Source organism: Fibrobacter sp. UWR4 (genome assembly GCF_003149045.1).
Classification (GTDB): Bacteria; Fibrobacterota; Fibrobacteria; order Fibrobacterales; family Fibrobacteraceae; genus Fibrobacter.
Map to the genome: position 1 here is coordinate 1 of NZ_QGDU01000037.1, position 24,831 is coordinate 24,831.

16 protein-coding genes are annotated in these 24,831 nt (G+C 50.0%); 7 read left to right on the forward strand and 9 right to left on the reverse strand.

Annotation, left to right across the window (positions count from 1 at the left end; all coding sequences use genetic code 11):
* The first annotated feature begins 128 nt into the window (after window positions 1-128).
* The 5 genes from BGX12_RS13005 (at window position 129) to BGX12_RS13025 (ending at window position 10,072) form a co-directional block, all read left to right on the forward strand.
* Window positions 129-4,976: an InlB B-repeat-containing protein gene (locus BGX12_RS13005; protein ID WP_146196344.1), complete on the forward strand. Its 4,848-nt coding sequence runs from the start codon at window positions 129-131 to the stop codon at window positions 4,974-4,976.
* 121 nt (window positions 4,977-5,097) lie between these two features.
* Window positions 5,098-6,018: a TIGR02147 family protein gene (locus tag BGX12_RS13010; RefSeq protein ID WP_109736478.1), complete on the forward strand. Its 921-nt coding sequence runs from the start codon at window positions 5,098-5,100 to the stop codon at window positions 6,016-6,018.
* Window positions 6,011-8,173: a right-handed parallel beta-helix repeat-containing protein gene (locus BGX12_RS13015; protein WP_109736479.1), complete on the forward strand. Its 2,163-nt coding sequence runs from the start codon at window positions 6,011-6,013 to the stop codon at window positions 8,171-8,173. Before BGX12_RS13010 ends, BGX12_RS13015 begins: the two co-directional genes overlap by 8 nt.
* A gap of 1 nt (window position 8,174) precedes the next feature.
* Entirely contained in the window at window positions 8,175-8,441 is a 267-nt protein-coding gene (locus tag BGX12_RS13020; RefSeq protein ID WP_109736480.1) for a hypothetical protein, read from the forward strand.
* Window positions 8,442-8,560: 119 nt separating this feature from the next.
* Entirely contained in the window at window positions 8,561-10,072 is a 1,512-nt protein-coding gene (locus BGX12_RS13025; RefSeq protein ID WP_109736481.1) for a carboxypeptidase M32, read from the forward strand.
* Window positions 10,073-10,078: 6 nt separating this feature from the next.
* On the opposite strand, the gene BGX12_RS13030 is transcribed toward BGX12_RS13025, so the two are convergent.
* Entirely contained in the window at window positions 10,079-11,068 is a 990-nt protein-coding gene (locus BGX12_RS13030; protein ID WP_109736482.1) for a hypothetical protein, read from the reverse strand.
* A 15-nt stretch (window positions 11,069-11,083) separates the two neighbouring features.
* On the reverse strand, window positions 11,084-11,515 hold the full coding sequence (locus tag BGX12_RS13035) for a hypothetical protein (RefSeq protein ID WP_146196345.1): 432 nt from the start codon (window positions 11,513-11,515) through the stop codon (window positions 11,084-11,086).
* A 108-nt stretch (window positions 11,516-11,623) separates the two neighbouring features.
* On the opposite strand from BGX12_RS13035, the gene thiL reads away from it, so the two are divergent.
* Complete coding sequence (gene thiL / locus BGX12_RS13040; RefSeq protein ID WP_109736484.1) at window positions 11,624-12,613, forward strand: thiamine-phosphate kinase; 990 nt, start codon at window positions 11,624-11,626, stop codon at window positions 12,611-12,613.
* A complete protein-coding gene (locus BGX12_RS13045) occupies window positions 12,610-14,544 on the forward strand; it encodes a GspE/PulE family protein (RefSeq protein WP_233246394.1) in 1,935 nt (644 codons plus the stop codon). The genes thiL and BGX12_RS13045 overlap by 4 nt, the downstream gene beginning before the upstream one ends.
* A 93-nt stretch (window positions 14,545-14,637) precedes the next feature.
* Here the strand turns inward: BGX12_RS13045 and fabF are convergent, their stop codons facing one another.
* The 7 genes from fabF to BGX12_RS13080 form a co-directional block, all read right to left on the reverse strand.
* On the reverse strand, window positions 14,638-15,888 hold the full coding sequence (gene fabF / locus BGX12_RS13050) for a beta-ketoacyl-ACP synthase II (protein WP_109736485.1): 1,251 nt from the start codon (window positions 15,886-15,888) through the stop codon (window positions 14,638-14,640).
* A gap of 83 nt (window positions 15,889-15,971) precedes the next feature.
* Window positions 15,972-17,714, reverse strand: a complete 1,743-nt coding sequence (locus tag BGX12_RS13055) for an AMP-binding protein (protein ID WP_109736486.1) — start codon at window positions 17,712-17,714, stop codon at window positions 15,972-15,974.
* A 2-nt stretch (window positions 17,715-17,716) separates the two neighbouring features.
* Window positions 17,717-18,487 (reverse strand): DUF2334 domain-containing protein, encoded by a 771-nt coding sequence (locus tag BGX12_RS13060; protein WP_109736487.1) that lies wholly within the window; start codon window positions 18,485-18,487, stop codon window positions 17,717-17,719.
* Window positions 18,488-18,884: 397 nt separating this feature from the next.
* Window positions 18,885-19,814: an alpha-E domain-containing protein gene (locus BGX12_RS13065; RefSeq protein ID WP_109736488.1), complete on the reverse strand. Its 930-nt coding sequence runs from the start codon at window positions 19,812-19,814 to the stop codon at window positions 18,885-18,887.
* Between the two features lie 165 nt (window positions 19,815-19,979).
* Complete coding sequence (locus BGX12_RS13070; protein WP_109736489.1) at window positions 19,980-21,473, reverse strand: circularly permuted type 2 ATP-grasp protein; 1,494 nt, start codon at window positions 21,471-21,473, stop codon at window positions 19,980-19,982.
* A 23-nt stretch (window positions 21,474-21,496) separates the two neighbouring features.
* Window positions 21,497-22,372: a transglutaminase family protein gene (locus BGX12_RS13075; RefSeq protein ID WP_109736490.1), complete on the reverse strand. Its 876-nt coding sequence runs from the start codon at window positions 22,370-22,372 to the stop codon at window positions 21,497-21,499.
* Between the two features lie 10 nt (window positions 22,373-22,382).
* Window positions 22,383-24,818 carry a circularly permuted type 2 ATP-grasp protein gene (locus tag BGX12_RS13080; RefSeq protein WP_233246395.1) on the reverse strand — a complete coding sequence of 812 codons (2,436 nt, stop codon included), beginning with the start codon at window positions 24,816-24,818 and terminating at the stop codon, window positions 22,383-22,385.
* Window positions 24,819-24,831 lie beyond the last annotated feature (13 nt).

A 24,831-nucleotide genomic window follows, 5' to 3' on the forward strand; every position in this document is an offset into this window, starting at 1 on the left:
ATTAAATTTTAGAAAATAGCCCATTTTTTGTTTAATTTAGGCGAAAGTCAACAAAAAAGGGTGGCGAAGCCACCCACACATGTTGATGAAGAGCCAGAATTTTTTCTTATATCACATTGGCTTTGTCCTTGGTTTCTTTTGTAAGTGCTGCAACAGTGATACCTGCAAAACCGAAACTTGTGGATGGATGCTATCAAATCGGTACGGCCCAGGAACTGTATGGCTTTGCAGCCATTGTAAACGGTTCTAACGGGATGACGCAAGATCCCGCTGCCTGTGGTAAGCTTACTGCAAATATCGTCGTAAACAAGAACGTTTTGAAAGACGGAGTTCTAAGTGCAGACAGTAACAGCTTTTCTGTTTGGACTCCCATTGAAAACTTCCGAGGCGTTTTCGATGGTCAGTACCATACTATTTCAGGTTTGTATTTCAACAACCCTGATTATACCGAAAAAGATGTTGGGGCTGCTTTGTTTGCCTCCACAAAGACTGCTGCAAGGGATACAATCGTTATCAAGAATTTTGGCTTGGAGGACTCCTATTTCGAAGGCCCAAATTCTGCAGGATTCGTGGCTGAATTGGATACAGGTGTGTTGTATATGGAAAACGTTTACAATGTATCGAAGTCAAAATCGGGTTTTATTGGAGATTTAGGTTCTACGGGTGTTCGTAGGCTGATTATCACAAATGCTTTTGATTTGGAACCGAATGTAGTTTCTAAGCCTGTTCGAAAATTGTATGGATATACTGGTAGATATGAGATTGCCACCAATGTCTATTATATAGGCTCTTATCGAAAGTCAGAGGGAGTTTATCTTACAAATGTTGTGTATGAGGATTTTGAAAATGGCTTAATCGCTTCTCTATTGCGTAGTGATGCTCATGGAGCAGCCTGGGGACAGGTGGTGGGTTCTGATCCTTATCCTCTGTTCAAGAGCGAAATGAGTGGTTATGATGGGGATTTGAAATTCTCCAAAATTACTTGGAACGCCTATACAGAACATGAACCGTATCCGGATCGGTACTTGGAAGAACGTGGGATGGTTCTCCCTGAACCGACCCGTGAAGGCTATGTGTTTATTGGCTGGTACGAAGAAGAGGACTTGTCTAAAGCCCCTATAAAAGAGATTGAAAGTAAAATGACGGGGGACCTGAATCTTTATGCCCGTTGGGGGAAGGTCCCTGCATTAGTCGACGGTTGCTACGAAATTGGAACTGTAGAAGAACTATTCGGCTTTGCGAAGGCTGTTAATCGCAAAAGTAGAGATAGCAGATCATTCTGCGGAAAGCTGACTGCGAATATTGATTTGAATGCCGCTTATGGAAATGACGACAAAAAATGGACCTACTGGATTCCTATCCAGAATTACAGTGGAATATTTGATGGTAACGGATTTACTATTCATGGCCTGGAAATTAATCGTTATGCCAAGCATGCGGTCGATACTGTAAATGTTGGCTTGTTTGGAAGTGTCTTTTCTGCTTCAGTAACGGAACGTTCTGTCATCAAGAATCTGGGGGTGACAGGTGTGTACCTGGATGCCCGTTACTGCGTTGGTTCTCTTGTTGGCGATGCCTTTGATGTGGATATCATTAACAGCTATGCAGTAGGTACACCCCATGGAGACTTGATGACAGGTGGTCTTGTGGGTTGCGCCAAAAATGTTTCTATCAAGGAATCTTATTTTAGGGGTGCTGTAGGTTATGGCTGTGACTGTGGCTTGATATCCAAGGGCGGTCTTATTGGGGAAGGCTGTGGAAAAATTGAAATTATAAATTCCTACTATGCAGGCACATCGTCTTATCGTCCTTCGAGTGAACGTAATTTTGGTGGCTTGATTGGCTCAAGATCGGACTCCTTGACAATCATCAATTCCTTCGCCAAGAATTTTTATGAAACCAAGGCCTTGGAAGGCGGTTTGCTTGGCCATGGTTCTACTTCTGGTGTTGTAATTGAAAATTCCTTCTATCAAACAAAGTCAACTTCGGATACAATCGCATACGGCGCTACCTCTGCTGAATTTAAGAACGGTACCGTTGCTACCAAGTTGCGTAATTACAACAAGGATGGGGTGGATGGCTCCGTATGGGGACAGCTGGTTGGAGAGGATGAATATCCTAAGTTAATCGGGAAGATTACGGTCAATAAGGAAAATTCCATTGTGCCGAAAAATCCGAAACTGTCGGATAAGGGGTGCTACCAGATTGGAACCGCAGAGGAACTGTATGGCTTTGCCCTTCTTGCAGAAGCGTCTCGCTTTGATCTGCTCCCGATTTGTGGCGAATTGACCGCAGACATCGTGGTGAATAAGAATGTGGTTGTCCAGGATAGCCTGCTGAATGGGGATGGCCGCAACTTCATTGTTTGGAATCCCATCAGAAATTTCAACGGCACATTGGATGGAAAGGGCCATGTTATTTCTGGCCTGTATTACAATGATGCCATGGATACAAATGCGGTTGCCTTTATCGGTAATGCCCTTAGCGTGGATGAATTGTATCCTTCCAAAATAGAGAATCTTGGAATTGTGGATTCCTACTTTAGAGGGAGTCGCACGGCAGCCGGCCTTGTGGGGAAGGTGGATGAGGGTAGTAAGAAATTCTTTATCCGCAATAGCTATAACAGAGCTACGGTTCATGGCTACGAAGTGGGTGGCCTTGTTGGGTACTCCAAAGCAGATTATCTTGAAATTTCACAAAGCTACAATGGTGGTGCTCTTCTCGGAAGTTTGACCGCAGGTCTTGTGGAATATGCAAGGGGTGTGATTTCTATTGATAACTCCTTTAATGTAGGTTTTGTGAATCGCGGTTTTGGCCTAGTCAATGGTGTGGCGGATTCCCTGTCTGTCAGAAATTCCTATAGTGTGGATTTGGTTAATCCCAATCCTACTCATGGAATGGCTTGGGTTGGTGCAAGCTGGATTTCTGGCAAATACTCCTTTGAGAATGTGTTCGGTGTTGCGATGGATCCTTCTAAAGCGACAATACTTGCTTCCGATAGTAGTACCATTTGGGTAACGCTGGAACAGTATAAGAATGGTTCTGTGGCGACCGCACTGCATAACTATCATGGCGATGGTATGGATGGTTCCGTCTGGGGCCAGAATGTGGGTGTGGATTCTCACCCGGTGTTCTCTGGCAAAATTCAAAACTTGAGTAAGGATGTTATAAAGTCCAGTGTCAAGTTTGTGACCTTTGACGGTGATACTCGAGAATACTATAGCGAGTATGTGGAAGGGGTGGCAATGGCCTTGCCATTTACTGCAAGAGAAAATCATGTGTTTGATGGTTGGTACGATAATCCTACCTACGCCGGTTATCCAGTCACAGAAATTCCTGAGGACGCTACAGGAGCAAAGACTTATTACGCCAAGTGGATGCATTATCCGGATATTGTAGAGAACTGCTATGAAATCGGGGATGATGGAGAACTTTTCCTGTTTGCAGAAACTCTGAATAAGATTTACGACGATAGTAAAAATGAGGGTCGCGTCCTTTGTGCAAAGCTGACTGCAGATATTGTGGTCAATAGGAACGTTCTTGTGGACGGTACTCTAAATGTCGCAGATTCTTCCAAGTTCAAGAGATGGATTCCCATTACTCGCTTTAGTGGTCTCTTTGATGGTCAGGGACATTCCATTTCAGGTTTGTTCTTTAGTTCTTCTGCAAATTATGTTGGCTTTATAAAAGAAGTTTTCGGAAGAACCGTTATCCGCGATTTGGATATTAAGGATTCCTATTTCAAGGGGTACGAAGGGGTAAGTTCGCTGGTCTCTGTTATGGATGGTTCTTCCAATCTCCTGCTGGAAAATGTACATAGCGAAAGTTATGTGTATGCCCAGTACCGGTATGGAGGCGGTCTGGTTGCCTATGCTGATGATGACGACACTCTAACTGTAATAAATTGCGGTAAGTCCGATTCTACAAAGATGGGTAATCTGGGTGGTGGTCTATTAGGTGTATTCCACGGGACAGATGTGGTTATCGCAAACTCCTATAATAAGGGCGATGTCTATGGAAGAAGCGATGTGGGCGGTCTACTTGGAAAGTTGAGTAGCGGAGGTTCTCTTAGCATTTACTATTCCTATAACGAAGGAAGTGTGGATGGATCTGCTGCTATTGGTGGCCTTTTTGGGGAAACCTCTCGCAATCTTCGTCTATGGAATTCCTATAACGTGGGTACGGTGACAGGCTTGAAAGTTGTGGGCGGTCTCTTTGGGTATTTTGCTGGCAGTGATTTCTCAGTGGTGAATACCTACAGCATGGCTACTGTGGTTGGCGATTCTGCAGTGGGAGACCTGATTGGCGGTACTTATAAATCAATGCCCGTAGAATTTGTCAATAGCTACTATGCCTATAACTCCTTGCCTGATGTTGGCGACACCAAGGCGACCTTGGCAGAATTCGTCGATGGCACGGTAGCGAAGAAGTTGCATGACTACAAGGATGAAAATCTGGATGGAACAGCCTGGGTGCAGTTGCCCAATGTGGATCATCCTGTCCTTGATGGGGAAGTGGTGGAATCCTTCGTTCGCAAACTTCCACGACTGCAGTTGAACAAGGACGATCTCGGACCGGAAAGTTCCAGTAGCACAATCTCCTGTTCTAGCAGTTCTGTGCAGAGTTCTTCCAGCATTGATGTTTCCAGCAGTTCTGAAAATGTTTCAAGCAGCTCTGTTACTTCGTCTTCTTCTGTGGATACAGAATCCTCCAGTTCTGAAGCGGAATCCAGCAGTAGCGAGAATCCTCTTGTTGCTCTCGGAATGACAGCTGCCCAATTCCGGGTTTACGGGATTTCTCGCGGCATTCAGGTGACGAATGTTCGCGTGGGGAGCGCTTACGCTGTATTTGATATGCAAGGACGTACTTTGCAAAATGGCATCGCAGGAACAACGGATTTCGTCCTGAAAATCCAGTCTCCGGGACGTTATCTGGTAAAAATTGCGGATTTGACGAAGAGTGTAATTGTAAAGTAGACTTATATCGCCAACTGTAGACTTTTAAAAGAAGAAAAGTGTGGACTTTTGTCCGCACTTTTTTTATATTGATATTGTATAGTCCTAAACCGAAAATATCTGCAATATTTTAGTTCCCTTTATGATTAATCTTTTTGAATATTTGAACTATCGAGAATTTTTAAGAGACGCATACGAAGAACGCCATTCAAGTGACTGGCGCTTTAGTCATCGCTTTATTGCAGAAAAGGCGGACTTTGATGCTTCCATGTTCAACAAGATTCTTCAGGGCAAGCGTAACTTGACACCTCGCCTGGTGTCCGTCTTTGCGGATATTTTCTGTCGTGACGAGCGAGAGAAGCAGTACTTTTCCGACATGGTTTCCTTTAACCAGGCGAAAAATCATTCTGAAAGTCGTCAGTATCTGGAAAAACTGGTGGCGACTAAGGAATGCAAGGTTGAGGAAGTTGCCCGCGATCAGTTTGAATATTTCGATCATTGGTATCATGCGGTTATTCGCGAACTGGTGACTTTTTATCCTTACGTGGGCGATGACGCTGCTTTAGGCTTGATGGTGCGTCCGCCTATTACCGCTAGTCAGGTGAAGTCTTCTATTGCTTTATTGGAACGACTTTCCATGATCCGCAAGAATCCAGAAACCGGTTTTTATGAACAGACCCAGGGCTTGATATCTAGCGGTAGCGAATCCTACAGCACCGCCGTAAATTCCTACATCCAACAGAATCTGAATGTGGCAACTTCCGCAATTGACCGCTTCGATCGCGAGGAAAGAAATCTATCCACTCTGGCTTTTGCCTGTGACGAAAGTACCTACAGCGAACTTGTGGAAATGGTACGCAGGTTCCGTCGTGAAATTCTTGCGAAAGTAGGCCAGTGTCAGAAACCCAATCGTGTTTTCCAGTTGGGAATGCAGTTGTTTCCTTTAAGTGATCCCTATCCACCTCCTGTAAGGCGTGGACGTAAGCGCAAGATCCTTGGTGAGGAGTTGCGCAATGGTGACGTGTCTGATGATGTAGCTTCTCAGGAGGAGTCCGATGATTAAGCTTCGTTCGTTCCTACGCAGTGCACTTCCCGTTTCCCTGGTTGCGCTTTTGGGCCTTACCGCCTGCTCCGACAAGAAGGATGTTGCTGGCGGTACCGAGGCGGAATCCACCATTGCGCTCCAGATTCAGCTGGCCGATGGTTCTCCTGCTGCAATGACCCGCGTGCGCATGCTGTCCGAAGATTATATGTCCGATGGATTAGCTGACGCAGAATGGATCGTTTCGGATGACAAAGGTAAAGTCAAGTTTGAAAATGTATCCAACGGTTCTTACACCATTGAAGCTAGAAATACTTCTGGTGACAATGCGGAAGGCGCTGTTACCTATGTGACCTTGAATTCTGGAAACGAGATTTCCAATGTCATTGAGTTGGGGGAACTTACTACCATTCAGGGGCGTGTAGCCGCCGGCCAGGGACCTTCTGTCATTCGCATTGCTGGCCTGGACCGTTATGTGGTTCCTGATAGTGCAGGCTATTTTGTAATTGACTCTCTTCCTGCAGGCAGTTTTGATTTGCAGATTGAAAGCCTTTCCAATCGCGGGACGATCAAGCTTGCCGCAGAAGCAGGCTCTGAAGTACCGGAAGTAAGTCTGGGTAGGGCCCGTGGCTTTGTGGTGGAAGACTTCGAAAGCTTTACGGGAATTTCCGCTACTGGCGAAATCCTTGGGGATGGCTGGTGGTATGCCCTGGATGCCGAAGGGAAGAACGTGATGCCCCTCTGGAATAAGGATCTTACCCGCAAGTATTCCGGTAGCGAGGGCTGCGCTTCTGGCGGCTGTGCCCGTACCGAAAACCGTATCGGGTTCCTTCTGGGAAATGCTGACTCGGCCTATGTCTTGCCGGGGCTTGATTCTCTTATGTTCTCTGCCCGCGGTAATGGAACCTTGCGTGTTGCAGTTTCCTTCGGTGGTTTCGGCGATTCTACAGAAGGTGGCTACGAAGCTGAAGTTGAACTGAAAAAAGTCTGGAAAGGCTTCGCCCTCGCAATTGAAGATATGAAGCCTTATGGTAAGGCTTCCGATAAGGATGTTAAGGTGGGTCGAATTGATTTCCGACTCATCGATGGTGATACCCTGTTCCTGGATGATGTGACCCTCGGTGGAATCGATGAAAGTGTGGTGAAAAATGCTGCGACCAAAAATCAGGATTATTCCGTCTACTCTGAAGATTGGTCTGCACACGATGCCCTGATTGCTTCTGCAGAAGGTTATGCTGCCGGTATTCAAGGTGGTGCAGGTGGTATCATTTGCCGCGTGACCACTCAGGAAGATTACATCGTTGTGGATGATTCCACCAATATTGATACTTTGGGCAACGTGGGGACAAAGGTCATTGTGGCTCCTGGTTCCTTGCGTGATTGTGCCATGCGCGATACTGCAGCTTGGGTTTTGTTTGAAAAGAGCGGTGAGTACCATTTGGGGTCTCCTCTCCGTATTGCTTCTAACAAGACTTTTGATGGCCGCGGTCGCGATGTCCAAATTACTGGAACAGGAATCATGACTGATGGTACTACGGAAGTGATTTTTGAAAATATCACTTTCAATGCGCCATCCCTTTACGAAAAGGACTCTACCATGCGCAGGGCTATTTCCCTGCACAACATTACCAGCAAGATTTGGATTGACCATTGTACTTTCGATGAATACCCGATTTATCAGATTGACATGAAGCGCGGCTCCTTCGATGTGACGATTTCCTGGTCCAAGTTCCAGAATGCGGAAACAGGTGTCCTGTTTGGCTTGGAACCGGACTTGTTCAAGGAAACGTTCCAGACATTGACCATGCATCATAACTACTTTGCCAATATGAGTGTGTCTGGCGTATTTGCCCGTGCCGGTATGCTCCATGCCTACAACAACTTCTTTATGGACGTAGACCACTATGGCGTGGAATGTACGGATTCTGCCCGTTGCTACATCGAGAAGAACATTTTCACCAAGGACAATGCCGTTTCCCTCTACAGATTGTGGGAAGATGGCGTTGCTGTGGATACCACTGTCGGCTTTGTGAAAATGACTGAAAACTGGTATGTGAACGGCGGCAAGGAAATGATTAGCGACGCATTCGGTTATAAGCCCGAATATGAATATGCCGCAGAAGCTGCTGACGCAAAGCTTGCCTGGACTCTTAAGAAAAAAACAGGTCCCCGTTAATATGAAGAAAAAACTTCCTGCAATTCTTTTCCTGATTTCTACAGGCTTTTCTGTGGTGGTCTACCTAAAGGTAGCTGAATTTTCTGGCTACGAACTTCTGGGAGCGTTTGCTGCCATCGGTTTCTATATGGCGGTGTTCGCCCTTCTTTGTGTACTGTTCAATACCAAGGAGAACGAAGGGGAGACTAAGTCTACCTGGCAGGAATTGAAGGAACTTCAGGAAGCCGCCAAGAAGGCGGCGGAACAAGTTGAAGCCGAAAAGAAATAGGTGGCACGTAATTTGCGTACATCCCTATGGAAGTCCCAGACGCTGCCTGGGCTTTTCATTTTTTGTCGTTTTTATAAATTCTTGCGGAAACAATTACATCCCTTGTTAAAAGGTTCGTCATGTCTAAACTTTCTGATTCTCTTGCCCTCGTTAAGAAAACTCTTTCCGAAGTTCGCATGTACAATCATGCCTCTTCTGTCCTGAATTTTGACCAGCAGACCATCTGCCCTAAGGGCGGTATGGAGGAGCAGGGTGAAGTGGATGCGTTCCTCAGTAACAAGGCTTTTATTCTCCAGAAGGATCCAGCCTATATTGAGGCCTGTCAGTACATTTATGAACATCGGGATGAACTGACGGATGAATTTGATGTGGCCCTTGCGGAATCTCTCCATCGTGACTTTGCCAAGGAAAAGAACATCACTCCCGAAATGCAGCATGAACGTTCCCTGGTTTATAACCGGGCTTATGTCAATTGGCTCAATGCAAAGCAATCCAAGGATTTCAGTATTTTTGCTCCTAGCCTTGCTGAAGTTCGTGATGTACAAATCCGTGAAGCCAATCTTCACGAGGATCGCAAGGAAACGCCTTACGATACAATCTTTGATGGATATGAACGTGAATTGTCTAGCAAGGACCTGGATGAGACCTTTAACGAATGCAAGGAACGCCTGGTACCGTTACTGAAACGTATTATGGCCAGCAAGAAGAAAATCCGTACGGATTTTTTGAGCCGCCCTGTTTCTGATGAATCTCAAAAGGCATGCGCTCAGTACCTGCTGGAAACCATGGGCTTTGATTTCAATCGCGGTGCGTTTGCGACGACGGAACATCCCTTTACCATCGAGATGGGGAAGAACGATACCCGAGTAACGACCCACTACTATCCGGATGCGTTCTATTCCAGCATGTTCAGCATTATTCACGAAGGGGGTCATGCCCTTTTCGAACAGAACCAGCCGGCGGAAAACTATAGCCATTATATTGAATTCAACAAGACTATGGGCATGCACGAAAGTACAAGCCGTTTCTATGAAAACCGCATTGGCCGCAGTCGTGATTTTATTTCCTTAATTTATCCTAAATGCTGTGAGCTGTTCCCCAACGTTTTTGAAGGTGTCTCCGAACAGGAATTCTACGAATCCATGAATACGGTAACGCCTAGCCTGATTCGTACGGAAGCGGATGAGTTCACCTATACCTTCCACATTATTATTCGTTACGAAATTGAACGGATGATCGTAAATGGGGGAGGTTGCGATATTTCCGCATTGCCTAAACTGTGGAACGAAAAGTACAAGGAATATCTGGGAATCGCTCCTGCCCATGATGCAGAAGGAATTCTACAGGATATTCACTGGACAAGCGGCTTTGGCTATTTCCCTACTTATGCGTTGGGCAACATGTACAATGCCATGTATTACAACAAAATGGCGAACGAATTTGACTTGAAGGCTGCTGTCCGCTCCGGAGACTTCCAGAAGATTAATGGCTGGATGAAGCAGAAGGTGTGGGCCCGCGCTGATCGTGAACCTCCTAAGACCTGGATCAAGAACATTACGGGACGCGACTTTACGCCCAAGGATTTCCTGGACTATCTGGAAACGAAGTATTCCGAAATCTACGACCTGTAAGGATCGCTACAGCCCTAGCGCGCTTTCGAAAGTTGCCTGAGTGGTCGTGGGGTCGTCGGACTTGAGCCAACTCAAGGTTTCCGTACCGCGGTAGCTCCAGGCGAAAACGTTCTGGATGCCTGCCTTGATGCTTTCTTCCGTAGCGATGGCAAGGTCCCCTTCGCGGCCTCTTTCTATCTGGTAGGCCTTGATCCACATCTGGACATCCTTGCCGTACTTGGCTGCGGCCTGGGTCAGCTTGACAGCGGTTTCCGCATACTTTTCGCGGACCCATTCTGCGGTGGCGCCACGTTCCCAGTAGGGGTCGCTGGCGATTTCGTCGACGCTTTTCAGACGGGCGATCTTTTCCCAATCGTCTAGACCTGCGGGGAACCAGGGAGGGAGCATGCAGACGCAGTTGCACTTTCCGTGGGCGTGTACGTCTTCCGTCATTTCCTTCAGGAAGTCGATGAGGCTGTCTTCGCGGAATTCCTTTACGTCATCGGAGAGCTGTGCGGGCATGTCGTAATTGAATCGTTCCTGGAATTTCTTCTTGCAGGTCTCGCAGCGGCAACTCCATTTTTCCAGACCGCCCTTCTCGAAGTAGAAGTGGGGTTCGTCCCAAAAAATCGTGTCTACACTTGTATTACAGACTGTCTCGATCCAGCGGTGCATATATTCGCGGAAGCGGGGATGGTTGGGGCAGGCGGCTACCTTGGGGTTTCCGTCCACGCCAATCTGGCACATGTCATGGTCACGGGCGGTCAGCTCGGAGTAGGCTTCGCCACCGAATACACGACCGACACCCCAGGGATTGACGTAAACCTTTAGCCCCATGGCTGCAGAACCGTCTACGATGTCCTTCATGGTGTCGTAGTAGTACTGCTGGTCTTCTTCACTCCAGGTGTGCAGTACGGCGTTAAAGCCTTTATTCTGGATTTCCTTCATGTCGGATAGAACATGCTTAGGGTTACGTACGCCAAAATAGCTTACGCCTCTGATCTTGACCTTTGCCATAAAAATCCCTTGGGATTAAATCTCGTTGCGTTCGGCCCACTGAGGGGAACCGTTGCGTAAAAGGACCTGCTGCAGGGTGGCTGCCCATTCTTCTTCGCGAACAGGGCGACGGACCCAGAAGAATCCGCTTTCTTCCTTGGGAAGAGGCATGTCATCGGGGACCAACTCCACAATCCAGGATTCAGGAATGCTGTCGTGGAGGAGCTTGCTGAAGTTCAGGTTTTCTTCCCTAGGCTTGTCCGAATGATCCAGGATAATCAGTGCCGGGGACTGGCCGATAATCAGGGCGCTTTCCAGCAGGTTGGTTGCATCCTCGATGGAGTTGCAGGTGTAGAGGGTTGAATCTTCCGCCATGTCCCCATGTTCCAAAAGCCAACGGAAGGTCCATTGGCAAAGCCGGTCCAAACTGCCCGGTGCGGAAGGGGATATAAAGAAGATGTGTCCCATGCCTGTAAATCTAGAAAAAAAGCGAAAACTCTCCAAATGTGGGGAATGTAGACTTGCTGAAAAAATCTAGTTTTTCACTGAAAAAATCAAGAAAAGTACTTGTTATCCATGATAAAACTTGGCGAATTTCAGTTTATAGAATCCCTGTTGCAGAATGCGACACCCCTTGCGGAGATTGCCCCGAAAACCAGGACCTGGCTCGGGGTAGGGGATGATGCTGCCATTTTCGATGGCTGGGTGGTGACGAAGGATCTTTCCGTAGAGAATACCCATTTCCGCCTGAACTGGTCCACTCCCGAGCAGGCGGTGGAAAAGCATATCGTATCCAATGTTTCCGATATCTGCTCCATGGGGGCTAGGCCTCGTATCGCCCTGCTTGGACTTTGCTTGAATCGCCATTGGTCCGACGAGATAAAGGCTAGAGTCCGTAAGGCTCTTTCGGATGGTTTTGCCAAGCGAGGCATCACCTTGATTGGTGGTGATACCGTATCTGGGGAAGAAGGCGTTTTTTCCACCACCTTGCTGGGTGAGCTTGCTGGAGATAGACCTCTTGTTCGCACCGCCTTGAAGCCTGGAGATAATTTGTATGTAAACGGAACTTTGGGAAAGTCCGGCGCTGGGCTTTGGCTGCTATTGAACCATCCCGAGGATCGTGCTAAGTTTCCGGAACTGGTGGAGTACCACCTGAATCCGAAAATTCCTGAGCACAGCGGGGAAGAATTAGCCCGTATGAATGCTTACGGCGCCTGTATGGATATTAGCGATGGTCTTTCCTCGGAACTGAACCACCTGGCGCATTCCTCCGGTGTTTCCATCGAAATTGACGAGAAAAAACTGCCCATTGACCCGCAAGTGGTCAAAATGTGTGAATATTACGGAATTTCGCCCCTTGAATTCGCTCTAAATGGGGGGGAGGAATATCAACTTCTGTTTGCCAATTCCCTGCCAGATAGTATATTTACAAACAAAAATGTGCTTTTGGGTGAGGTGTGTAAGATTGGGGTTGCTACAGTGAACGCTGTAGAACCGAAGGTCGCCATGCTTTGCCAATCTGGAGAAAAGGTGCCCGTTGAACCGCGGGCATGGTCGCATTTATGATTAGTAATACTAAGATGAACTTAGGTCAGTTGCTGCTCCGTCAGGGCGTCCTTGACGAAGACCAGCTGGCTCATGCAATGTCGGAACATAAACGTACCGGCATTATGTTGAGTAAGATTCTCGTTCGCCTGGGTATGGTCAGCGAAGATACGTTGACGAGCATTCTGGGCGTACAGATGCAGTCCGCCACCAAGATGCGTATTGGTGAAATGCTTTTGGCTCAGGGCTATATTAACGAAGATCAGCTGAACAAGGCTCTGGAAACCCAGAAGACAACGGGTAAGCGTCTTGGACGTACTTTGGTGGACTTGGGCTTTATGCCCGAAGAACGTCTTATCGAAATTCTTTCCAGACAGTTCGAAGTTCCCTACGTTAAGTTGGAAACATTCCATATAGACCCTGAAGCCTATAATTACTTGCCAGAAGACTTGTGTAAGCAGTATAAGGTTGTGCCTCTGTTTGTTCAGCAGACCGAGGACGAACGCCATCAGTCCCGTCAGGTCATGACGATCGCCATGACGGACCCCACCAACATGCGTACCATTACCGCAGTCCGCTTCAAGGTGAAGATGGAAGTGGATGTGGTCATGGCCTCCGACGAAGATGTGAAGAAGGCTATCGAACGCATTTTTGCGGGCCACGGCGGTGTTTCCGAAGAATCCCTTGCAGACCTTATCGGTGATTCCAAGGATGGTGAAGAACTTGAAACCGTGGAACGTGGTCAGGGCAACCAGGAAGAAGAACTGAGTGACGAAGAAGGTCGCCAGGTCGTGAAGATCGTGACTACCTTGATTCACGAAGCAATTGCCCGTAAGGCTTCCGATATTCACCTGGAACCTCAGGAAACTTACCTGAAGCTCCGTTACCGTATTGACGGTGACCTCCAGGTCATGTCCCCCATTCCGGCTCGTTTGATGCCGCAGATTTTGTCCCGTATCAAGCTTCTTTCCAAGATGGACATTGCTGAAAAGCGTAAGCCCTTGGATGGTCGTTTCACGGTGCGATACAAAGGCTCCGAAGTTGACCTTCGTGTGTCTTCTTTCCCCATTTCTCTCCGTAAGCGCGGCGTTTGCGAAAAGATCGTTATGCGTATCTTGAACCCGAACTCTGGTCAGTTCCCGCTGAAGGACATGGGCTTCGACCCCCGCGTCCTCAAGCAGTTCATCGACGCCATTAACGCTCCTAACGGCATCGTGCTGGTGACCGGTCCTACGGGTTCCGGTAAGTCTACTACGCTTTACGCATCTATTGGTGAAATTCTTGATAGTACTATTAACATTTCTACCATGGAAGACCCTGTGGAATTGAATATCGACGGTGTCAACCAGGGACAGATCAACAATGCGGCCGGGTTTACGTTTGCCGCGGGCATTCGTGCCTTGCTCCGTCAGGACCCTGACGTGATCATGATCGGTGAAATGCGTGACCAGGAAACCTCCTCAATGGCTATCGAAGCTGCTTTGACGGGTCACTTGGTCTTCAGTACCCTCCATACCAACGATGCTGCTGGTGCGTTCCCTCGTCTTCTGGAAATGGGCCTGGAACCCTTCCTTGTGTCTACCGCTATTAAGGGCGTGTTGGCTCAGCGACTGGTGCGCCGCATTTGTAAGTTCTGTAAGGAACCTTACGAAATTTCTGAAGAAATGCGTAACGAACTTCACCTGACTCCGGATATGCAGTTCTTCCACGGCCGTGGCTGTGAAAAGTGCGATGGCTCCGGTTATAAGGGCCGTGCCGGTATTTACGAATTCCTGGTGCCTAACGAATCCGTTCGTAACCTGATTATTAAGCGTTCCTCCGGTGACGTGATCAAGCGAGCCGCTATGCAGGAATGCGATATGATCACACTGCGTATGGATGGCATCTCCAAGGCTCTTCAGGGTATTACCACTCTGGAACAGGCCGTGGGTGCATCCGCTGCGGACGATTAATCCGCTGTTCACAAGCGCTTGTAATAAGAAAAAGGACCTTCCTAAGGAAGGTCCTTTTTGCAGGTAATCCAAGGAGCGGAGCCCCTTGCGTCATTAACCGTTGTACTTCTTGATGATCACGATACCGTTGTGACCGCCGAAGCCGAGAGAGGCGGAAGCGGCAACATCCACGTTCATGGAAACGCCCTTGTTCGGGGTGTAATCCAGGTCGCATTCCGGATCCGGATTTTCCAAGTTGATGGTGGCCGGAACAAAGGAATCGCGGATAGCCAAAGTGCTGATGAGGGCTTCGCAGATGCCTGCCGCACCGACGCAGTGACCGGTCATGCTCTTGGTGCTGGAAACCTTGATCTTGCGAGCGTGATCGCCCAGGGCAAGCTTCAGCATGGCTGTTTCGGTAACGTCGTTCAGGTGGGTGGAAGTACCGTGTGCGTTGTAGTAGTCAATGTCGGTGGGTTCGATGCCTGCGTCCTTGATGGCGCGGAGCATTGCCTTGGCGCAACCGCTTCCATCCGGCTTGGGGCTGGTAATGTGGTATGCGTCGGCAGAAGCGCCGTAGCCGGCCAGTTCTGCATAAATCTTTGCGCCACGAGCCTTGGCGTGTTCCAGTTCTTCCAGAACGAGAACTGCACCGCCTTCACCCATGATAAAGCCAGAACGGTCCTTGTCGAAGGGACGGCTTGCCTTTTCGGGAGCGTCGTTAAACTTGTCGGTCAAGGCGTGCATGCCTGCGAAAGCCTTGATAGAATAGTCGGTCACGCCACTTTCAGAACCACCTGCAAGGCAGATGTCCAGACGGCCGGAACGGACGGCGTCCAGGGCAACACCAAGAGCGTCGGTACCAGAAGCGCATGCGGTCGCAACAGTCCAGGCGCAACCGGTAATGCCCAAGTTGATAGAAACGTTTGCAGCGCCTTCGTTCGGGATAAGTTCAGCCATGGCGAGAGGAGAAACGCGACGCTTGCCGCCAGCCACATACTGGTTGAAAGTGGAGTCGGTAACATCGATACCGCCGAGACCGCAACCTGCGATCACGCCAGTGGTATCTGCGTGAAGATCGTCTTCGCTCAAGTTTGCGTCAGCCACAGCTTCCTTGGAGGCTGCCAGCAGGAACTGGGTAAAGCGTGCCATACGGCGGGCTTCCTTGGGGTCGATGCCGTGTTCTTCTGGCTTGAAGTCCTTGACTTCGGCAGCGATCTTCACCGGACAATCGGTGGCGTCGAACAGAGTGATGGGGCCAATGCCGCACTTTTCGTGCTGGATGCCATCCCACAGTTCCTTAACGTTCTGGCCAAGAGGTGTCACTGCACCCATACCTGTAATTACAACGCGTCTTCTAGTCATATGATTCTCGTTAAAAGTTTTTGCCAAAATATAGAAATCCCGACGCTGTTACACGTCGGGATTCCTTGAACTTTTATTTCAGATTACTTCTCCGCATTGCCAGCTTCTGCCGTGGGAGCGGAAGCGTTGTCTGCTGGAGTGGGCTTTTCAGTGTTAGCAGCGTCTGCTGCAGCCTTGTCGTTGTCGCGGATTGTTGCACGACGGATCTTGCCACTGATGGTCTTGGGAAGTTCATCCACAAAGTCGATGAAGCGGGGGCTCTTGTAAGCGGCTGCCACCTTCTTTGCGAACAACTGGATTTCCTTGGCCAGTTCCCTGGATGCTTCGTAGCCCTTGTGGAGCACGATGGTTGCCTTCACGGCCTGACCACGGGTAGCATCCTCAACGCCAGTCACAGCCACTTCCATAACGGCCGGATGCTGGTGGAGAACTTCTTCCACTTCGAAGGGACTTACGCGATAACCGGAAGTCTTGATCAGGTCATCGGTACGGCCTACGAACCAGTAGTAGCCATCCTTATCGCGCCATGCGGTGTCGCCCGTATGGTAAACGCCACCTTCGAAAACTTTCTTGGTGCGTTCTGCATCGCGGTAGTATCCGCCGAACAGACCGAAAGGCTTTCCGCCATCAATGCGGATGATGATTTCACCCACTTCTTCAACACCGCAGGAAGATCCATCGGGGTTGATGATGTCCAGGTTGTAACCGGGGGAGGGCTTACCCATGGAACCGGGCTTGGGCTCCATCCATTCGTAGTTGCCGGTAATGAGGGTGGATTCAGTCTGGCCGTAACCTTCACGGAGCTTATGGCCTGTCTTTTCCAACCACTTGTTAAAGATGTCGGAGCTAAGGGCTTCACCTGCAGTGACGCAGTAGGTGAGGCTGGAAAGGTCATACTTGCTCAGATCCTGCAAAAGCAGTGCGCGGTAAGCGGTGGGAGGTGCGCAGAAGGTCGTAATCTTGAACTGTGCCATCTTCTCCAGCATCTTGCCCGGGATGAAGACCTTCATGTCATATACGAATACGGCGGAACCTGCGAGCCACTGACCGTAGATCTTACCCCACATGGCCTTTGCCCAACCGGTTTCAGCGATACTCAGGTGACGGCCTCCGTCAATTACGTGCTGCCAGAAACGTGCTGTGTTAATGTGGCCCAGAGGGTAGGTAAAGGTGTGTGCCACCATCTTGGGGTTGCTGGAGGTGCCACTGGTAAAGTAGACCAGCATGATGTCGTTGTTGGTGGTTCCTGCGTCACCAGTGGGACGCTTGAATTCCCTGGGCATCATTTCGTAATCGTCATAGAAGCTGATCCAGTTCTGGCGGGCAGAACCGATGGTCACCAGCTTTTCCACAGAGGGGCTCTTTGCCTTTGCTGTTTCCACTTCCTTCTGGAGGGACGGCTCGTCGTAGGAGACGACCATCTTGATGTCCGCTGCGTTAAAGCGGTATTCCAGGTCGTGGGCGGAAAGCATGTTGGTTGCAGGAATGACGATAGCGCCAATACGATGCAAGGCGAGGATAAAGAACCAGAATTCGTAACGACGGCGGAGGATGAGCATGACGCGGTCACCCTTCTTGATGCCGTTATCTACCAGGAAGTTTGCTGTACGCTGGGAAGCAACGGACAAATCCTTGAAGGTGAAGATATGGCTTTCGTCGTTATCGTCACACCAAACCAAAGCTTCGCGCTTGGGTTCGGATTTTGCGTATTCGTCTACGACGTCGTAGGCGAAGTTGAAATTTTCCGGAATGGAAATCTTGAAGTTCTCGTGGAGATCTTCGTAGGAGTTGAAATCAACTCGGGAAAGAAACTTGTTTAAAATCATTTTTAGAGGTCCCTGTACATGATCTTTTCGCGGAGAGAGCTTGCGTAGCGAACCATGTTCAGCAGACGCTTTTCGCCGATGGTCTGGAAATCACTGTTGTGGATGACCAGACGGGGAGTGCCTCCGGGAAGAAGCATGGTGAGGCAGGCGACGCTCTGAGCGATACCCAGCAGGAACTGCGGGATGACGGAGAAGGTCAATACTTTAGACTTCAAGGATGTGAAACTGATGTCGGTTTTCTTGTAAATGCGGCACAGATCTTCGTAGTAATCCAACTGTTCAAGTGCTTGACTCTTGAGGTGCTTGTTGGCAAACCATACCGGCGGAATAAAGCCGGTGGGCTGACCGGAGCCGTTGGCGTTCCACAGGGCGAGACTGCGGTTCAACAAAGCCTGGGAGAAACGTTCGTTCAAACCGGCGAATTCTGCACCATTGTTGGAGAGCCACAGTGCTGCTCGACCGATGAAATTTCTGTTGATGAACAGGTCTGCACGATGGCGAGCGCCATGCAGGAGAATTTCGTAGCCTTCGTTGACGAACTTTTCCAGTTCCTCGTGGAAGTATTCGATTTCGGATTCAGGTACGCCACCGACGGAGGGCACCACTGCGATAGAGATAGGAGAGCCTGCGGCTTCGGCAATCTTGCGGATTTCGACCACGGCCTTCTTGCAGTTCTTTACAGTGAGGTTGTGGTAGCAGAGGATGTACTTCTTGTCCTTATGACGTTTTTGTTCTGCAGCTTGGAGGTCTGCGATGTCCTTATTCATTTCCATAGTGACCTACCCGTTAAAATTTTCCTTGTCCAGCTTGCTGGAAATATAGACGTGGTAAATTGCAAAAATAATTGCAGAGAGTAAAGCGAGTCTTCCGAGAACTTTGCCCATAGGAACCACCTTTAGTTGAAGTTAATAATCCACCTGGAAAAATAGCAAAATGTGACTTACTAAGATAATTACTTTTTTATTCCAATTGATAACGAATGTATGTAAGAAAAAAAGAAAGAAACGCTCGTGTTTTAAAGAACCTGAAAAAGACCCGTTTTTTTATGGTTTAGTGGAAAAAATGGCGTTTTTAGACGAAAAACGGCAGGAATTTGCGTTACCAAATCCCTGCCGCGGCGCTTTTTTTGGAATGGAGTGCGCCTTTGTTGCTGTGTGGATCAGCAGTAATTTAACAGAAGAAGTCCTTCCAGATTTGTGTGCCAAGATCGCAAAGGTTCACCTGCATTTCTTCAATCTTCTCGTGAAGACCGCTCTTGATGATTTCCTCGATGGTGGAGAAAGCCATATCGGAACGCATCTTCCCGAGAAGACGGAGAGAGTCCGCGTTGCTCTTTACGGGGAAGGCAATATTCTTGAGGCTGATTTCGGCCTGTTCCAGGCAGTAGCGGAGGGACCTGGGGAAGTCTTCGCTCAATAGCAGGAATTCGGCAACGTTCTGGGGCGTCACATTGGAATTCTTGCGATGAAACATTTCGTAAGCGCCCACGCTCTTGAGAACCGCATTCCACTGGACGGTATCCAGAGCCATGCCCACCATGCTTACATCCGGAAGGAGGATGTAGTACTTCACATCCAGAATTCGGGAAGTCTGGTCGGCGCGTTCAATCATGGTGCCGAGACGCGCGAAGTTCCAGGCTACGTCATGGGTCATGGTTCCCTGAATGATACCTACGGTCAGCTGGCTGAATTCCTTCACGCTGTTGTAGAAGGCGTGGGGTGCGGCTAAAGCCTGCTTGGGCATTTCGGGATCGTTCAACTTAAGATAGAACTGGTTGATGGCAATCCACAATTCAGAGGAAATTCTCTCGCGGACGCAGCGGGCGTTTTCGCGGGCGGCAGCCACGCAGGAAATAATGCTGCTGGGATTATCCTTATCGAAGGTAAGGAAGGTGAGGGCGTTTTCGGTAGAGACGTGGGCGTAGCTTTTGAAGAAGGCATCGGCGTTACCGGCGGTCTGGATCACCGGTTCCCAGGGGCGTTCTTCGCCGGGCAAGTCCAGCTGCAACTGAAGATTGACATCGATGGCGCGTGCCACGTTTTCTGCACGTTCAATGTAACGGCCCAACCAGTAAATGGAATCTGCAACTCTGCTTAACATTATAAAACTCCGAAATAAAAAATTAAAGGGGTTAGAGACTAGGGGCTAGGGGATTGTGAAATATTTGGCACCTTCGGCGCTCTTTATAAAAACGGCTCCGCCGTCATTTTTTTTCTAATCACTAATCCCTAAAACCTAGCCCCTGCAGCAATAATTGCAAAGCAATTATTGCTGCTGCTGTTGTTGTTCCATCCATTGCTTGGCCTGGCCTAGTTCTGGAGCCTTTTCGTTTTCGGCAATGACCCAGGTATCCTTGCAGCCTCCGCCCTGGGAACTGTTCACCACGATGGACCCCTTCTTCAGGGCCACGCGAGTGAGGCCACCCGGCAGGATGTAGGTTTCCTTACCCTGCACAATGTAGGGACGCAAATCCACGTGACGGCCTTCGAAGTTTCCGTCCACAATGCAGGGCACACGGCTCAAGGAAATCATGGGCTGTGCGATGTAATTACGGGGATTGGCCTTGATCTTTTCCTTGAAGGCTTCGCATTCGGCCTTGGTGGACTTGGGGCCAACAAGCATGCCGTAGCCACCGGATTCGCTGGCAGCCTTCACCACCATGTTCTCGATATGGTCGATCACATGCTGCATGTGCTTCGGGTTTTCGCAGACGAAAGTGGGAACGTTGGGAATGATGGCTTCTTCACCAAGGTAGTACTTGATGATCTGCGGAACGTAAGTGTAGATGGCCTTGTCGTCGGCAACTCCGCAACCAGGGGCGTTGGCGAGGGCCACGTTTCCGGCCTTGTAGGCTTCCATCAGTCCCGGCACACCCAGGCAGGAGTCGGGGCGGAAAACTTGCGGATCCAGAAATTCGTCATCTACACGACGGTAGATCACGTGAACCTGCTTCAGGCCGCGGGTGGTGCGGGCGTAGACTTTCTTGTCCTGAACAATCAAGTCGTTTCCGGTGACCAGGTCAACACCCATCTGCTGAGCTAGATAGGAATGTTCATAGTAGGCGGAGTTATACACACCTGGGGTCAGCACGACGACCTTGGGTTCTGCGACGCCATCGGCCAGGTATTCCAGGGCCTTGCGGAGGCGGGTGCAGTATTCATCCACAGGGCGGATGCTGCAATGGGTGAACACCTGGGGGAATGTGCGCTTGAGGATCTGGCGGTTCTGCAGCACATAGGAAACACCGCTGGGGCAACGCATGTTGTCTTCCAGCACGTAGAAGGTGCCGTCGGTATCGCGAACCAGGTCGGTACCGGTGATGTGTGCCCAGATTCCCTTGGGCGGAACGAAGCCTTCCATCTGCGGGCGGTAAGCGGTGCAGGTGTTGATGAGGCTTTCGGGTACTACCTTGTCGCGGAGAATCTTGCGGTCGTTATAGATGTCCGTAAGGAAGCAGTTCAAAGCTTCGGTACGCTGGCGAAGGCCTGCATCCAAATGCTTCCAGTCTCCGGCGCTGACAATACGGGGGATGACATCGAAAGGAATGATCTTGTCCTTTCCATCCTTGTTGCCATAGACGGCGAAGGTGATGCCGTTGTCGAAGAAAGCCGACTCTGCAACTTTCTGACGACGCTGCAGCTCACCTTCCGGCAGTTCGTTAATGCGGGTAATGAGCGGTTCTGCTGACGGACGGGGAGTTCCATCAGGCAGACACAATTCATCGTAGAATCCTTCTGTGTTATAGTTACCGAACTTCATAATGTTTCCTTGTGTTCGTTTTTTTAAGGTGTATATTCGTCTACGTTTACACCGACCTTGAGGATCGGGTTTCCGCCTCCGGTAATGACGCCCTTCAGTGGGCTTACATCGCCGAAGTCGCGTCCCCAGGCCAAGATAATGTGCTCGTCACCTCCGAGAACATTGTTGGTAGGGTCAAACTCAACCCAGCCATGGCCCGGTATGAAGGTGGCGACCCAAGCGTGAGTGGCATCTGCGCCAATCAGCTTCGGCTGACCTTTGGGTGGATGGGTTCGCAGGTAGCCGCTGATGTAGCGGCAGGGCAGGTGCAGCGAACGCAGGCATCCGATCATCAGGTGTGCGAAATCCTGGCAGACGCCTTTACGTCCACGCAAGATTTCCTGGGGCTGGGCTCCGATACGGGTTGCGCCCGGTGTGTAAGCGCAGTCCGTAAAAATTCTGGTCATCAGCTCCTTGGCGCTATCGAAAATAGGGCGGCCGGGCTGAAAACTTTCCAATGCATAATTCCGAACAGAGTCGTCGGTATTTGCAAAGGGAGAAGAGTAGGCATACATGGAAGCTTCCAGAGTGTCGCTATCCGAGGGACACTTCAAAAGTTTTGCCACTTCTTCCCAGGCGGGGCTTTGGGCAGGAGGTTCTTCAGCCTTAACTTCCACGACAGCAGTAGTCTTGAATCTGAAATGTTCGTGTTCCTGTTCAATGCTGAAGGCCAAAGCCCTGTTCCCGTAAATATCCAAGCGTTCCTGCCTTGCGGTGGGATTGGGCTCCACCTCGATGCGGTGGGAAATCCAGTTCTGGCGAGGTACCGCGCGGGGCAGCATATAGGCCAAATGATTACTATACAAAACAGGCAGTGTATAGTCGTAGACAGTTTCGTGATCGATCTGATAAATAGGCATCTTAAACTCCTTACACTTCTGTTGCCATGGCGTGAACAACGCCAGTTCTTGGTGCATGGTTTAAGTAGAGCCTACTGATCAATTCAGCCACATGTTCAATGGATGCGATCTTTTCGTCTACCAGTTTGGTCAATGTTTCTCGTTCACTTCCGTTTGCCTGAACAAGACTTTCGATGTTAGCTAAGCGCAGGTCTGCCTGCAATCTCATCAATTCCAGATCCAGCGGAGAGAAGGCGGCTTCGCCCTGGTTGTTGCCAGGCAGATGTTCCGTCTCTTCGCGGAGACGTGCAACCTGATAGGCAACGCTTCGCGGGTTGGACTCGTCGGAAAGGAGCAAGTCCAGAACCGGAGTGACCTGCAGGCGTCCGCCATAGCGACGATGGTACGTCATGAGGCCGTCACCGATTTCAAGCACAGCCTGCAGCAATCGCAGGTTCGTGATTTCGTCTGCAGGAGCGCGGCTCAAAAGACTCTTGATCAATTGCAACGTACGGATGGCGCTTTCGATCTGGCGACCCATTTCAAGGAATCGCCATTCGTGGCCGCGGGTCATGGAGTCTGCAGCAAGGCCTGCCACAGCCGTACTGTCGGAAAGTACGGACTTCAGGTAAGGCAACAAGGCTGCGGCGCCGTTTCCAGCAGGCATTTCCGCCACGCCGAATCCGTTCAAGGCCAGCCACAAGTCCTCGGAAATTCTATCACGGAGCTGTACTGCCAAGTCGCGGATTTCCGTGAGGGAACATTGCATGCCGTACTTGTTGTCCTTTCGCAAAATGAAGTAGCGCAAGGCGTTTTCCGGATCCTGAGAAAGCTTCGTCAGGGAGTCGTCGGAGATTCCCGCCTTCAGAATCCAAGGCAGTTCCGGCATTTCCATCCAGGATTCGTCGGAAAGGCGCACGGCGATACCGCGGGCGATTCGGGCCATCATGTTGGACGCAGACAAGTCGCGACCCAAGCGGAACAAGTTTTCTGCTGCGCGGCTAGGCAAATCGCCTCCAGCTCTCGACGGCATGACCACTTGATCCGCAGGGGCCAACAACGAGAAGTTTGCCACAGGTCTTTCGGAAAGGACCCAGATGTCCTTTTCTCCGACTTCCTTGTCGGCAGGTTCTGCGGCGGAAGTTGCAAGGCTTCCGTCTACCAGCTGGAACATGCCAAGGCCACCCGGCATTACAGAAGTTCCATGCATGGTGTTCACTGCAAAGATTCGCATGGAAGCCTTTGCGGTGACAAACTTTCCATCCTTGTAGGCGGGCACCGTAGAAACCTCCACGTAGCGCTCCGCGATCCAGGCTTCAGGATTTTCTTCCAGAGTCTGCAACAGGGCCAGCTGCGCTGTAGAAGTCATGGCGGCGTAAGCCTTGGGCGCTTCCTTGCGGACTTCGTTTCCGTTGGCGCCAACCTTCTCCGGGAAGGCCTTCTTGAAAATCCATTTTTCCGGCTCCCGCATCACCTCGTCACGGCGGGATTCGTCGCCGAGCCAGACCGTTTCCACATCGGGAATCAACAGCTCTTCGCCAAGCAAGGTGCGGCAAATTTCTGGCAGGTAGGGCGTGAACATGGGTGTTTCCAGAACGCCGGAACCCAAAAAGTTTGAAATGGCCACATTGCCGGCACGCACAGTACTGATAAGGCCCACGGCGCCTTCGCCGCTGTCGATGCGCAGTTCCAGCGGGTCGCACATGCGGTCTTCTACACGGCGGAAAATGGCGCCGATTTTCTTGAGGCCCATGAGGGTCTTCATGTACACTTGCAAATTGCGGACGGCAAGGTCATCATTTTCTACTAGAGGAATTCCCAGGTAGCGGGCAAGCAGTGCGTCCTCTGCACGACGGTGACTGTCAGGGCCGCTGGCCAGCATCACCACGCGACCTTCGCCACTTGCCGCCCGCGACGAACCCCGCGCGGCATCAGCTCCGATTTCAGCCTGCAATCCGTCCAAGCAGTCCAGCAACTTCTTGAAGAACCCTGCCAGGCGCTCCGTACGCATGCTGCGGAAAAGTTCCGGGAAGGCACGGCTTACTCCAATGCGGTTTTCCAACGCACGTCCCAAACCTTCGGGGACTTGCAGATGGTCTGCCATCACGCGGTAGGAACCATCTTCCAGCCGCACGATGTCCGAAGCGGAAAGATGCACATAGATGTCGCCTGCAGGTTTTACCTTCCAGGCCACTTGCAAAAATTCAGGGTTTGCATAAAGCAAAGCCGCCGGCAACTTGCCTTCTTTCCAAAGCTTCTGATCGCCGTAAATGTCGGCGGCCAATGCGTTGAAAAGTCGGGCGCGCTGGGCGATACCCTTTTCGATGATGGACCATTCGTCGGGGCGAATCACAAGGGGCAAGGGATCGGTTCCCTTGTGGTTGACGCCCACTGTCGACGAAAGGTCATTTTCTTCCAGCACGTTTCGGAGCCGCTTGCAGCGGTGCTCAAGTTCCTGCGAACTCATGCTAGTTATTTCT

Bases quoted from the DNA above. Each gene is read 5' to 3' on its own strand.
- BGX12_RS13010 (WP_109736478.1), top strand. From the start codon at position 5,098: ATGATTAATCTTTTTGAATATTTGAACTATCGAGAATTTTTAAGAGAC.
- BGX12_RS13015 (WP_109736479.1), top strand. From the start codon at position 6,011: ATGATTAAGCTTCGTTCGTTCCTACGCAGTGCACTTCCCGTTTCCCTG.
- BGX12_RS13020 (WP_109736480.1), top strand. From the start codon at position 8,175: ATGAAGAAAAAACTTCCTGCAATTCTTTTCCTGATTTCTACAGGCTTT.
- BGX12_RS13025 (WP_109736481.1), top strand. From the start codon at position 8,561: ATGTCTAAACTTTCTGATTCTCTTGCCCTCGTTAAGAAAACTCTTTCC.
- BGX12_RS13030 (WP_109736482.1), bottom strand. From the start codon at position 11,068: ATGGCAAAGGTCAAGATCAGAGGCGTAAGCTATTTTGGCGTACGTAAC.
- BGX12_RS13035 (WP_146196345.1), bottom strand. From the start codon at position 11,515: ATGGGACACATCTTCTTTATATCCCCTTCCGCACCGGGCAGTTTGGAC.
- thiL (WP_109736484.1), top strand. From the start codon at position 11,624: ATGATAAAACTTGGCGAATTTCAGTTTATAGAATCCCTGTTGCAGAAT.
- BGX12_RS13045 (WP_233246394.1), top strand. From the start codon at position 12,610: ATGATTAGTAATACTAAGATGAACTTAGGTCAGTTGCTGCTCCGTCAG.
- fabF (WP_109736485.1), bottom strand. From the start codon at position 15,888: ATGACTAGAAGACGCGTTGTAATTACAGGTATGGGTGCAGTGACACCT.
- BGX12_RS13055 (WP_109736486.1), bottom strand. From the start codon at position 17,714: ATGATTTTAAACAAGTTTCTTTCCCGAGTTGATTTCAACTCCTACGAA.
- BGX12_RS13060 (WP_109736487.1), bottom strand. From the start codon at position 18,487: ATGGAAATGAATAAGGACATCGCAGACCTCCAAGCTGCAGAACAAAAA.
- BGX12_RS13065 (WP_109736488.1), bottom strand. From the start codon at position 19,814: ATGTTAAGCAGAGTTGCAGATTCCATTTACTGGTTGGGCCGTTACATT.
- BGX12_RS13070 (WP_109736489.1), bottom strand. From the start codon at position 21,473: ATGAAGTTCGGTAACTATAACACAGAAGGATTCTACGATGAATTGTGT.
- BGX12_RS13075 (WP_109736490.1), bottom strand. From the start codon at position 22,372: ATGCCTATTTATCAGATCGATCACGAAACTGTCTACGACTATACACTG.
- BGX12_RS13080 (WP_233246395.1), bottom strand. From the start codon at position 24,818: ATGAGTTCGCAGGAACTTGAGCACCGCTGCAAGCGGCTCCGAAACGTG.